The organism is Brachybacterium sp. NPDC056505 (assembly GCF_042794925.1).
Taxonomy (GTDB): Bacteria; Actinomycetota; Actinomycetes; order Actinomycetales; family Dermabacteraceae; genus Brachybacterium; species Brachybacterium kimchii.
Genome location: NZ_JBHTSV010000001.1, coordinates 320,091 through 332,189, shown reverse-complemented (window position 1 = coordinate 332,189; position 12,099 = coordinate 320,091). Strand labels below are relative to the sequence as shown.

The window sequence follows — 12,099 nt, the reverse complement described above, 5'->3', positions numbered from 1 at the left end:
GTCGGCCGACGGGGTCACCTGCCGCGCCCACGCCGCGAGCGATCCGGCATCAGCTCCTCACGCATCGGCCGCTATCGCAGGAACGTCTCCGGAGACTCTCGTCGGGCGTCCTCCTCCTGCTGACGGCGCAGCGCGAGGAGTGCGACCGCTGTGCGCACGGGTCGCGGCGCCCGGAACACGATGCCCGACCGCCCGGGCTCGCAGGCGCCGAGGATCCCGTAGGCCTCAAGCAGGAAGAGGTCCCTCTGCGCGTCGGCGAGGTCGGCGATCGCCTGCAGATCCACCTCGCCACGACGTTCGTCGATCGGGTCCCACGTGATCGCGGTGTTCGCGCCGATGCCCCGGAACAGGCGCGCGATCGCCGGCTCGTCGAGGCACCCGTCGCCGGGGAGCTCGGGCAGTGTGACCCCGTCCTCGCGGGTCGCGGCGAGCAGGGACTCGAGCAGGAGGCCCGTGTTCCGGAAGCCGCCGTGGCCGGGGCAGTAGCGGCTGATGACATGCAGCAGTTCGGCGATCGCCAGAACGCCGTCGACCTCGCCGTCCAACTCCCCCAGCGGCTCGTCGTCCTCGTCGAAGGCCCCTCGCACGCCGGGATGCTCCGCGCTGCAGCGGCGCACCCTGCGGCTGCCGTCCTCGACGAGCACGCCCAGGTTCAGCAGCACGACCCACGGCCCGAGCAGCTCGGGGACCTCGCGCAGCCGCCCGCCGGGGCGGACGATCCCGGCCCGCTGCTTGAGCTCGCGGACCGCGGCATTGGGCAGCACTCCGCTGTCGGTGAGCGGCCGACCGTCGCCGACGAAGTCGCGCAGCAGCCGGCAGCGCTGCACGAAGGGGATCGCGGCTGCCTGCCGCACCCACTCGAGGTCGTCGATCTCCTCCTCCTCGAGCAGGGAGGACGTCGGAGGCAGGAACCACGGCGCCGCGACGTGGTCCTCGAGGGGCCACGTCTCGCCGCCCTCCTGCCAGGTGTGACCACAGAGAGGGGCATCCCAGGCGTCGGCCGCCTCGGCGTCGGGCGTGCGGTCCGCGTCCTGGGCGTCGTCGGGGTCGATGGGTGCGTGCGTCATGTGCGTCATGTGCGTCATGGCCCGAGCCTCCCGGTCGCCGTGGGCGACCGCGAGGGGCCGACGAGGAATGTGGACGGCGGAGCTCTGGGGAGGAACGGACGCGCCCGCCCGCGCGGCACGTGGCGGCCAGACGCGACGGTGCATGACAGGGCACGACAGGGCACGACGAAACGCCGTCTCCTCGGGGAACGAGCGGACGACACGCGGGCGACGAGTGAGCGAAATCGGTTGATTCCGGAACCCCGACGCGCAACGATGCAAGCGTGCCCCGCGGGAACCCACTCGCGCGGGCGCACCGCCGCACGGCGGCAGGAGGTGGCAGCGATGTCCGTGGTGAAGGTCTTCAACAAGGGGTACGACCCGGCGACCGGGATCGGCGAGCTGCTGCACACGACCTCGGTCCGGCACGCGTTCGGGATGATCCGGCGCGGCGTCGCGGACCCCGTCGAGCTGACCCTGGCCGGGGACGACATCGTCCCCACGGCCCTGGAGCTGACGCGCGAGCTGAGCGGCGCATGGGTCGAGGGCGAGGGCCGCCGCTCCGTCGGCTTCTCCTTCCGCGCCGTCCACGAGCGCGACCACTGGACCTGCGCCTACTGCGGGCGCAGCGTCTCCAAGACACCGCCGTGCTCCGCGCTGCTGGCGACCGTCGACCACATCATGCCGGTCTCCCGCGGCGGCGCCTCGAGCTGGACGAACCTGGTCTCCGCCTGCCGCGAATGCAACGGCCGCAAGGCCGACAGCACCCCCGAGGAGGCGGGGATGCCCCTGCGCTTCGCGCCCTACGATCCCGCCGTCGCCTATCGCGTGGGCGGGCACGTCGAGGTGATCCCGGGGATCGGCGAGGCGCTCGCAGCCTGAGCTCACGGGCACCGCGGCCCTGCACCTGCCCGGGCCGGCGCACGCCCCCGAACTCAGACCCCGCGGTCGGCCCCCGCCGGCAGGAAGTCCAGCGGCTCCTCGCGGATGCGGGAGAGGGCGAACTCGATCGCACCGCGCACGATCACGTCCCGGCCGAGCGTGCTCGCGACCAGCTCCGGGAACGGCGGGAAGAAGTCGGCTTCGAGCACGGAGCGCGCATGCCCGAGCACCGGGCCGACCGAGGGGGCGAACCCTCCGGCGATCACGATCCTCTCGACGTCCAGCAGGCTCTCCAGCGCCACGGCCACGTGCGCGAGGCGATCGCCGAGCCGCCGCACGATGCCCGAGGCCAGGGGATCGCCGTCGGCCGCCGCAGCCATCACCTGCTCGGCATCGAGGTCCGCAGGGTCGTGCGCGCGCAGCGTCGACGGGGCGTCGCTGCGCGCGAGCTCTCCGACCGCCCAGCGGCGGGCGAGGGCGCCGAGCCCGTCGACCGCCCCGGCATCGGGGTCGTCCCCCGCGATGAGGGTCAGGAAGCGCATCTCGCCGGCGCCGCCGCGGCTGCCCCGCAGCAGGCGGCCGTCGACGATCAGGCCCGCGCCGAAGCGCTCCCCCGTGAGCAGGGCGGCCATGTGCGCCCGGGGGCCGTGGGCGTGCTCGGCGAGCGCGGCGAGGTTCGCATCGTTCTCGATGACCACGCCGCCTGCGAGGTGATCCTGGAAGCCGGCGTTCATGACGCCCCAGAAGGCGCCCTCGTCGTCCGGCGAGCGTCCATCGGCATCGACCGGGGCCGGAATGCCGACGACGGTGAGCAGCAGTGCGTCCTCGCTGCGGCCCGCCTGCTCGAGCACCTCGGCCACGAGCTCGCGCACGAGGGCGACGCGCCCGTCGCGATCGACCTCGGAGGGATCCACGCGCCGGCGGCCGCGGCCCAGGACCGCACCGCGCAGGTCCGCCGCGATCGCCGCGAAGCCCTGCTCCCCGGCGTCCACGCCGACCACCACGCCGGCGTCCTCACGCAGTCGGTAGCGGCGCGCGGGCCGACCCCGGCTGGACAGTCCCGCGGCGCGCGAATCGGCGACCTCCTCGAGCCAACCCGCAGCCACGAGATCCCCGCACACGCCGAGCACCGTGGCCCGCGTCAGGCCGCTCGCGGACATCGCCTCCGCCGCGGTGAACTCACCGCTGGCCAGGGCGAACCGCAGCAGCTCACCACTGTTGATGTGCCGCAGGAGTCGCGGTGATCGAGCGGAGCCTGCGGACATGCCTTGACAGTACCGGAGCGCCTCCACATACTTCATGCAGGCCGTAAATCTATGTTCTATATTTACTGGGTCGACGAGTGTCGGGCCCGCAGAGAGCGGCCCGCTCACACCATCCCCCGAAGGAGACGAAGATGTCCCCCTCCTCCCCACCCCGATCGCCGCTGAGCCGTCGCGGCCTGCTGGCCGCCGGAGGCCTGCTCGCCGCCGCGGGCCTCACCGGATGCGGCGGCACCGGCGGATCCGGCGGGTCCGGCGGATCCGTGATCTTCTACCAGTCCAAGCGCGAGGCCATCCAGTACTTCGACGACCTGCTGGTGACGTTCCGCAAGGAGCACCAGGACATCAGCGTGGTGCACGACATCGCCACGAACCTCTCGGCGAGCTTCGTGCGCAAGAACCCGCCGGACATCGCCTGCCAGAACTACAACCTCGAGATGGCGCGGTTCATGGAGCGCGGCGCCCTCTCCGACCTCGCGGACATGCCCGAGGCCGGCCTGATCAGGGACGATGTCCAGGAGCTCGTGAACTGGTATCCCGGCTACGAGGGGCGCACCTCGGTGATCCCGTTCTCCGTCGCGGGCGCCGCGGTGATCTACAACCGTCGCATCTTCGAGGAGCAGCACCTCGAGATCCCCACCACCTGGGACGAGTTCACCGAGGTCTGCGAGAAGCTCCAGAAGGCCGACATCACCCCGATCTACGGCACCTTCGGGGACCCGTGGACCGTCAGCCAGGGCCTGTTCGACTACACCATCGGCGGGATGATGGACGTGCGCGGCTTCTTCGAGCGCATGAACGAGCTGGGCGAGGACGTCGGCCCCGACTCCGACACCTCCTTCCAGAAGGACATGCTGAAGCCCATCGAGCGGATGCTCGAGCTCAAGAAGTACCACCAGGACGACGCCGCCTCGCGCTTCTACGGCGACGGCAACACGGCCATGGGCAACGGCAAGGCCGCGATGCTCCTGCAGGGCCCGTGGGCGCTCGCCGAGATCGAGAAGGCGGGCAGCAAGGAGGACCTCTCCTGCTTCCCGCTGCCCGTGACCGATGATCCCGCCGACCTCAAGATCCGCGTGAACATCGACCTCTCGCTGTGGATCCCCGAGGGCGCGAACCGCAAGGACGAGGCCCGCGAGCTCCTCTCGTTCCTGATGACCCCCGAGGTCATGGACCCCTACAACAAGGCGCTGCTGGCGATGGGCACCACCAAGGACGCCCCGCCCGCGAAGGACCCGCGGATCGCGCCGATGCAGAAGTACTACGACGACGCCGCCTTCTACCAGGGCGCCTCGCAGTTCATCCCCACCACGATCCCCTTCACGAACTATCTGCAGTCGATCCTGTTCGGCGCGGACCCCAAGACGATCCTCGCGAAGGTCGACAACGACTTCTCGAGCCTCGCCTACCGCTCCTGATCCCCTCTCTCGACACGCAAGGACAGCCCACCATGTCAACGACGACATCCACCGTCGCCGACCCCTCCACGGGGTCCGCCGACGCCACGCGGAGGCGCAGGGCCCGCAGGGGCCGCCGCAGCGGAAGCACCCGCCGCGTCGACCCCGTCTACTACCTGTTCCTCTTCCCGGCACTCGCGATCTTCACCCTCGCGATCACCCTGCCGGCCGTGCTCGGCTTCGCCTACTCCTTCACGAACTCGATCGGGTTCGGCGACTGGGAGTTCATCGGGCTGCGCAACTACGTGGCGATGTTCCGCGACCAGGGCATCGTCTCGGCCTACCTGTTCACTCTCGGCTTCGCGCTGGTCACCGTGATCGTCGTGAACGTCCTCGCGTTCTTCCTCGCCCTGGGCCTGACCTCGCGGATCCGCCTGCAGGCGGCGCTGCGCACGGTGTTCGTGCTGCCGATGGTGATCTCCGGGATCATCATCGCCTTCGTCTTCAAGTTCCTCTTCTCCACGACGCTGCCCGGCATCGGCTCGGCGCTGGGCATCGAGTCGCTGTCCACCTCGATCCTCGCGAACGAGTCGCTGGCCTGGATCGCGATCGTGATCGTCACCGCCTGGTCGACGATCCCCTCGACGATGCTCATCTACATCGCGGGCCTGGTGACGATCCCCGACGAGGTCTACGAGGCCGCGTCGATCGACGGCGCCGGGCCCGCGAAGCGGCTGTGGAACATCACCCTGCCGCTGGTCTCAGGCTTCATCGTCATCAACACGATCCTGGGCTTCAAGAACTACCTCAACGCCTACGACATCGTCGTGGGCCTGACCGACGGCGGCCCCGGCACCGCGACCCGCACGGTCGCCATGTCGATCTTCAAGGGCTTCACCGGGGGCGACTACGGCTACCAGATGGCCAATGCCTTCGTCTTCTTCATCATCAGCATCGTCATCGCGGTCATCCAGCTGAGCATCACCCGCGGGAAAGCGAGCTTCGGAGCATGAGCACCACCGCCACCACCTCCGCCTCCACGCCCTCGGGCACCGCATCCGGCTCGTCCGGCGGAAGGCGGCCAATGTCCCGCTCGCGCGAACGGGCCAACTGGCCCGCAACCATCATCCTCATCGTGTGCTCGCTCGCGGTCCTGGTGCCGCTGCTGGTCACGATCAACATGTCCCTGAAGTCCGACGCCCAGGCGGTGGAGGGCGAGGCCTTCGCCCTCCCCTCCCCGCTGACCTTCCAGGCCTTCGCGGACGCCTGGGAGCTGACGGACTTCCCGCGCGCCCTCGCCGTCTCCGGCTTCGTCACCCTGCTCGCGGTGGCCGGGGAGATCGTGATCTCCTCCCTCGCCGCCTACGCGATCGTGCGCAACTGGGACCGGCGCCTGTTCCGCTGGTCCTTCTTCTACCTGCTCGCGGCCATGTTCATCCCGTTCCCCGTGGTCGCCCTGCCGCAGGTGCAGCTCACCGGCATCATCCACCTCGACACGCCGCTGGGCGTGGCGATCCTGCACATCGTGTTCGCCCTCGCCTTCAACACCATGCTGTTCACGGCGTTCCTGCGGGCGATCCCGATGTCGCTCGAGGAGTCGATGCGTGTGGACGGGGCGACGACCTGGCAGGTCTACTGGCGACTGATCTTCCCGCTGCTGGGCCCGATGGCCGCGACCGTGGGCATCTTCGCCTTCCTGGGCTCGTGGAACGACTTCATGATGCCGAGCCTGATCATCTCGGACCCGACCCTGCAGACGCTGCCGGTGCTGCAGAACATGTTCCAGACCCAGTTCAACAACAGCTACAACATCGCCTTCGCCAGCTACCTGATGGCCATGGCCCCGGCGATCATCGTCTATCTGCTGGCGCAGCGCTGGGTGATCTCCGGACTCACCCAGGGCGCCGTGAAGTGACCACCCGCTACCCCTCGAAGGACCCCATGACCTCCCAGTCCACCGCCCAGATCCGCCCCCTCGACGATTCCGCCGCGCTGCTCGTCGACGACCCGACCTGGTGGCGGCAGGCCGCCGTCTACCAGATCTACCCGCGCTCCTTCGCGGACGCGAACGGCGACGGCATCGGCGACCTGCGGGGCATCACCTCGCGCGTGCCCTACCTGCAGGGGCTCGGGGTGGACGCCGTGTGGCTCAGCCCGTTCTACCCCTCTGCCCTGGCCGACGGCGGCTACGACGTCGACGACTACCGCGACGTCGACCCGAGGATCGGCACCCTCGAGGACTTCGACGAGCTCTCGTCCGCCCTGCATACGGCCGGCCTGCGGCTGATCGTGGACCTCGTCCCCAACCACACCGGCAGCGGCCACTCCTGGTTCCAGGAGGCCCTCGCCGCGGGCCGCGGCTCCCGTGCGCGCGAGCGGTACATCTTCCGGGAGGGACGGGGCGAGCACGGCGAGCTGCCCCCGGCCGACTGGGAATCGATCTTCGGCGGGCCCGCCTGGACCCGTGTCGAGGACGGCCAGTGGTACCTGCACCTGTTCGCGACCGAGCAGCCCGACCTGAACTGGGCGGACCGCGAGGTGCACGAGGACTTCCTGACCACGCTGCGCTTCTGGTCCGACCGCGGGGTCGACGGCTTCCGGGTCGACGTCGCCCACGCGCTCGCCAAGGACCTCGGCGAGGAGCTGCCCAGCTCCGCCGAGCTCGAGGCGATGCCCCACGACGGCCGGCACCCGCTGTGGGACCGCGACGAGGTCCACGAGATCTACGCCGAGTGGCGGCGCGTCTTCGACGAGTACTCCCCGCCGCGCACCGCGGTCGCGGAGGCCTGGGTGGGCTCCGCCGAGCGCCGCGCCCGCTACGCGAGCCCGCAGGGCCTGGGCCAGGCGTTCAACTTCGACCTGCTCGAGGCCGATTTCGACGCGGCGGACTACCGTCGCATCGTCACCGAGAACCTCGCCCAGTCCGCGCAGACGGGCTCCTCGAGCACCTGGGTGTTCTCCAACCATGACGTGGTGCGCCACGCGACCCGCTACGGCCTGCCGCCGCGCGCCGGCCGGCCGGGCAAGCAGGGGGCCGACTGGGTCGCCGCGGGCGGGCCCGACGACGGCATCGACCGCGAGCTCGGTCTGCGGCGCGCCCGCGCGGCGACCCTGTTCGAGCTGGCCCTGCCCGGCAGCGCCTACCTGTACCAGGGCGAGGAGCTGGGTCTGCACGAGGTCGCCGAGATCCCCGACGACCAGCGGCAGGACCCCGCGTTCCTGCGCACGACCCCCGAGACCCGCAGCGACGACGGCCTGGGCCGCGACGGCTGCCGCGTCCCCCTGCCCTGGGCCCGCGGCGGCGCGTCGTTCGGCTTCGGCGAGGGCGGCGCGCACCTCCCTCAGCCCGCGTGGTTCGCGGACTTCTCCGTCGAGGCGGAGTCCGACGATCCGACCTCGACCCTCGAGATGTACCGACGGGCGCTGCACCTGCGCCGCGAGCTGCAGGGCGCGGAGACACTCACCTGGGACGATGCGCTCTCGGACGGCGAGGTGCTCGTCTTCGAGCGCACGGGCGGCTGGGTCTGCGCGACGAACTTCGGCGACGTGGAGGTCCCGCTGCCCTCGGGCGAGGTGCTCGTGGCGAGCGGCGAGCTCGGAGGGTCGGAGGATGCGGCGGGCGGTGCGCGCGTGCTGCCGGGCGCGACCACGGTGTGGCTGCGGCGGTGAGCTGAGCGCAGCGCGGGCCACCGGTGCGCGGCCCGCGGCCTCCGGCAGTGGGCCGACCGGCGGCGCGGGACCTCACGGGGTCCCGCGCCGGCGCCCCGCCTCCCGCAGGATCCGCTCGGCCTCGTCGAGCGCCACGCGGAGGATCGGAGCGCCGACGAAGCGCTCCCCCTCGCGGCCGAGGAGGCCGACGGCGGTGAGCTCCTCGAGGTCGGCGCGGACGTCGGACCCGCCTGGCCCCGTGGCCACCTCTACCCCATCGGGCCCGCACGCCGCACGCAGCGCGGAGAGCGTCTCGGGCAGCCCGCGCAGACCGCCCTCCTCGGGGCCGCGCATGCCGAGGCCGGCGAGCAGGCTGACGATCACGGCGCGCGCGAAGCGGAGGAACTCCTCGGGCTCCGACGCCGACGGGCGCAATCGCGGGGAGTCCGCCCCGTCCGCCGTGCCGGCTCCACCGTCGGCCGACGCGTCGGGAACGACCCGTCTGCCTTCGCGGATCAGCCACCCGCCGTCGAGAAGCGCGATCCACGGACCCACGATCTCGGGCGCCTCCCACATCGACCGCACCTCGGGCTGGATCCCCAGGCGGGCGAGGACCTCGCTGGTCGCGGAGCGATCGAGCCCCGCCGTGGACGTCACGGCGATGCCGCTGCCGACGGTCTCGAGCAGCGCGACGGCGGTGCGTACGAACGGCACCCTCGCGGCCATCTCCGCGCGCAGCGCCATGTCCTGCGCGTCCGCCTGGTCGTGGTCCTGTGCGGTCTCGGGCGACGGCTCGCTCACGCGGTGAGGGGCCGGCGGCCACACCGGCCAGGGTTCCTCCGGGGCGTCGCCGTGGTGTCCTCGCGTGCGGCTGTCGCGCAGTCCTCGGCGGCCCGGGGCCGAAGATCCTCCCTCGAGGCGGGAGACGTCTGCGATCCCGTCGTGATCCCCCGGCTGCGCGCGCATGGTCGCGGGGTCGTAGGGCACGGCGGGGTCAGTGAGACGGCCGGTCCGGCTGAGCTCGGTGCGTTCGTCATCGGGCAGCGCGTCGTACCAGTCGATGTACCCCATGAGCGCGGCCTCGTCGCGCGGATCCAGGCCGTGCTCGAGGCCGTACCCGATGAGGTTCGTGGAGAAGGAGCGCCGGGAGGGGTCGTCGGCCGCCTCGAGCACCGCGAACTCGAGGTCGGCGAGCGTGCGCGCGGCGGCCTCGGGACGCATCGAGCGGCGCGACCAGCGGCCGGTCTCCTGGAGGAACACGAAGAAGCGGGTGAGGGCGGGGACCAGGTCCATCGAGGCCTCGCGGACCTGGATGACGGTGCGCGGGACGAGCTGCGTGAGCAGCTGCTCGATGATCGGGCCCGTCCATTCGCCGACGTCGTCGCTCGCGAGCCGTGAGGACTTCAGACGCAGCAGCGCGTCCACGAGCTGGGTCTCCGAGGTGACGTCGATGTCCCGCGCCGTTACCGGATCCGCGCCCGCTCCCGGCGCCTCCAGCCAGACGGAGTACTCGGCGAGCGCCTGCGCACGCTCGCGGTCGCCCGTGTCCGGGGCCTGCCGCTTGTTCCTGGGCATGCCACCAGGGTGCCCCACGCGAGGGTCCAGGGCCAGGGGCAGGCCACGGAGCGCACCGAAGGGGCAGGGGCAGCGGCGGGGCACAGGGGCGCGCTGGACCGGTCCGACGGGCCCAGCTCGGGGCACCGCAGGGGACGGGGAGCGCTGAAACCGATCGCCCCGCAGAGCGCTTTCCGCATACTCTTGCGCGGGTGAGCTTCACCGTGGAACCCCAGATCGCCGATGCCCTGCGCTCGGCCGCCGACCGTGTGCGCAGCGAGCTCGGCGAGGAGGCAGGAGCGTTCGTCGAGGCGGCGCTGCTGCGCACTCTCACCGACACGATCACCCTCGCGGAGGACGGCACCGCCTTCGTCATCACGGGCGACATCCCCGCGATGTGGCTGCGCGACTCGACCACGCAGATGTTCCCGTACCTGCGTCTCGCCGGCGACTGCGCACCGCTCGCGGACCTGCTCGCCGCGGTGGTGCGGCGCCAGCTGCGGATGATCGCGCACGATCCGTACGCGAACTCCGCGAACCTGGGCCCCACGGGCGCGCACCACGATGCGAACGACCTGTGCCAGGACCCGATGATCTGGGAGCAGAAGTACGAGGTCGACTCGCTCGCGTTCCCGATCATCTTCGGTCACCGTCTGCTGCGGATCACCGGTCGCGAGGACCTCTTCGACGATCTCGCGCACGGCGTGCTGCGCACGATCGTGGACCAGTGGCGCCTCGAGACCGGGCACGAGGAGCGGTCGCAGTACCGGTTCGTGCGCGATATAGGCATCCCCACCGAGACCCTGGACCGCGATGGACTGGGGTCGCCCCTCGCCGTCACCGGCATGACCTGGAGCGGTTTCCGACCCTCGGACGACGCCTGCACCTTCGGGTACAACGTGCCGGCGAACCTGCAGGCCGCGCAGGCCCTGATGGCGATCGCGGACGTGGCGCTGTCGGTGTACGACGACGAGACGCTCGCGGCGGATGCCGACGCGCTGCGCGCCTCGATCCTCGAGGGCGTCGCGGCGCACGGCGTGGTCGAGCACGAGGGCTCCCGGATCTACGCCTATGAGGTCGACGGGCTGGGCGGGCAGCTGCTGATGGACGATGCGAACATGCCGTCGCTGCTGTCCCTGCCTCTGGATGCGCCCGATGTGCTGGATCCCCAGCTCACGGCCGCGACGCGGGCGTTCTGCCTGGGGATGGCGAACCCGTATCGCTACTCGGGGGCGGTGGCGACGGGCATCGGCAGCCCGCACACGCCTCAGCAGTACGTGTGGCCCATCGCGTTCGCGGTCGAGGGGCTGACGGGCACGCCGGAGCGGGGCCGGGAGATCATCCGTCTGCTGCTCGCGACCGACGGCGGAACGGACCGCATGCACGAGTCCTTCCACGTGGACGACCCCGAGCGCTTCACCCGACCCTGGTTCTCCTGGGCCGACGCCATGTTCTGCGAGCTCGCGCTGCACCTGACCGATGGTCCCGCGCCCGCGAGGTCGTTCGCGGAGCGGGTGGAGGTGTCGGGCGGGGAAGGCTGATCGGGGCCGACGGACGGCAAACGGTGGTCCTGTGGAGGACCGAGAGGGTGTGCCGACTGGGACTGCCGACGTCGAGCATCTTCGCCTAGCTCAGATCTCCTTAATGGTGGCGTTCGGGTCGCGTGGGCCTTCGGTGTCCGCCGAACGCTTGGGCACGAACGGGTCCCTCTCCTCGTCATGAGGACGGTCAGGATTGACCAGACGGGACTCCAGCGACTTCGAGTAGATCTCCTGAGGTTCCGAGGCGATCTCTACCGTGCCGTCGATGTCCTGCCATTCCCCGCCGTCCACGGAGAACTGGCCCTCATAGGTGGTGGTCAGCGTGACGTCGTACCAGCCCTCATAGGCGAAGGTCGCGCTCACATCCTTCGACGGCCACGGCTCCCCGGGGTTATCCGTGACGAGCACGTTGCCATCGCCCAGGTCCCACCGGTACTCCACAGGAGTCGCCCGGATCCTGACCGGAGTATCCAGCAGCTCCGTCTCCAGCTCCTGCGCCTCCGAATCCGCATAGAGCACCAGATCCATGTTCGCCGGCAGCCATCCCTGCTCCGGGCCCGCGTGCGCCGACGATGCCTCCACCGGAAGCTTGGCGAAGTCCTTCTGCGTGACGGTGATGACGACAGGTTTCTCGTCTTCGGCACCCGGAGCCTGAGCGCCTTGAGGCACTTCAGGAGTCTTCGAACCAACGCAGCGAGCAGAAGTAGAGGTACCCGCAGGACTGCCTGCACCGCGCAGTGAAGTAGTACCAACCTGACTCTGACCCTCC

Annotated in this window: 10 protein-coding genes; 6 read left to right on the top strand and 4 right to left on the bottom strand. The window is 70.9% G+C overall.

Annotated features, from left to right (window positions below; translation table 11 throughout):
* Nucleotides 1-71 precede the first annotated feature (71 nt).
* Nucleotides 72-1,085, bottom strand: coding sequence for a hypothetical protein (locus ACFQ53_RS01515; RefSeq protein ID WP_377854312.1), 1,014 nt, complete (start codon nucleotides 1,083-1,085; stop codon nucleotides 72-74).
* Between the two features lie 306 nt (nucleotides 1,086-1,391).
* Between ACFQ53_RS01515 and ACFQ53_RS01510 the strand changes: the two genes are divergently transcribed.
* Entirely contained in the window at nucleotides 1,392-1,928 is a 537-nt protein-coding gene (locus tag ACFQ53_RS01510) for an HNH endonuclease (RefSeq protein ID WP_152354065.1), read from the top strand.
* Between the two features lie 53 nt (nucleotides 1,929-1,981).
* Here the strand turns inward: ACFQ53_RS01510 and ACFQ53_RS01505 are convergent, their stop codons facing one another.
* Nucleotides 1,982-3,193: an ROK family protein gene (locus tag ACFQ53_RS01505; protein ID WP_377854308.1), complete on the bottom strand. Its 1,212-nt coding sequence runs from the start codon at nucleotides 3,191-3,193 to the stop codon at nucleotides 1,982-1,984.
* Nucleotides 3,194-3,324: 131 nt separating this feature from the next.
* Here ACFQ53_RS01505 and ACFQ53_RS01500 point away from each other — a divergent pair, with 131 nt between their 5' ends.
* Genes ACFQ53_RS01500 through ACFQ53_RS01485 form a run of 4 tightly spaced genes read left to right on the top strand, consistent with a single transcriptional unit; the run spans nucleotide 3,325 to nucleotide 8,256 of the window.
* On the top strand, nucleotides 3,325-4,608 hold the full coding sequence (locus ACFQ53_RS01500) for an ABC transporter substrate-binding protein (protein ID WP_377854305.1): 1,284 nt from the start codon (nucleotides 3,325-3,327) through the stop codon (nucleotides 4,606-4,608).
* Between the two features lie 32 nt (nucleotides 4,609-4,640).
* Nucleotides 4,641-5,600, top strand: a complete 960-nt coding sequence (locus tag ACFQ53_RS01495; RefSeq protein WP_377854303.1) for a carbohydrate ABC transporter permease — start codon at nucleotides 4,641-4,643, stop codon at nucleotides 5,598-5,600.
* Complete coding sequence (locus tag ACFQ53_RS01490; protein WP_377854301.1) at nucleotides 5,597-6,502, top strand: carbohydrate ABC transporter permease; 906 nt, start codon at nucleotides 5,597-5,599, stop codon at nucleotides 6,500-6,502. The genes ACFQ53_RS01495 and ACFQ53_RS01490 overlap by 4 nt, the downstream gene beginning before the upstream one ends.
* Before the next feature lie 26 nt (nucleotides 6,503-6,528).
* Complete coding sequence (locus tag ACFQ53_RS01485; protein ID WP_377854299.1) at nucleotides 6,529-8,256, top strand: glycoside hydrolase family 13 protein; 1,728 nt, start codon at nucleotides 6,529-6,531, stop codon at nucleotides 8,254-8,256.
* 72 nt (nucleotides 8,257-8,328) lie between these two features.
* Here the strand turns inward: ACFQ53_RS01485 and ACFQ53_RS01480 are convergent, their stop codons facing one another.
* Nucleotides 8,329-9,810, bottom strand: a complete 1,482-nt coding sequence (locus ACFQ53_RS01480; protein ID WP_377854296.1) for a hypothetical protein — start codon at nucleotides 9,808-9,810, stop codon at nucleotides 8,329-8,331.
* 191 nt (nucleotides 9,811-10,001) lie between these two features.
* Here ACFQ53_RS01480 and ACFQ53_RS01475 point away from each other — a divergent pair, with 191 nt between their 5' ends.
* Complete coding sequence (locus ACFQ53_RS01475; protein WP_377854294.1) at nucleotides 10,002-11,330, top strand: glycoside hydrolase family 125 protein; 1,329 nt, start codon at nucleotides 10,002-10,004, stop codon at nucleotides 11,328-11,330.
* Nucleotides 11,331-11,420: 90 nt separating this feature from the next.
* Here ACFQ53_RS01475 and ACFQ53_RS01470 read toward each other — a convergent pair whose 3' ends face one another.
* Nucleotides 11,421-11,999, bottom strand: coding sequence for a PKD domain-containing protein (locus ACFQ53_RS01470; RefSeq protein WP_377854291.1), 579 nt, complete (start codon nucleotides 11,997-11,999; stop codon nucleotides 11,421-11,423).
* Between the last annotated feature and the right edge of the window lie 100 nt (nucleotides 12,000-12,099).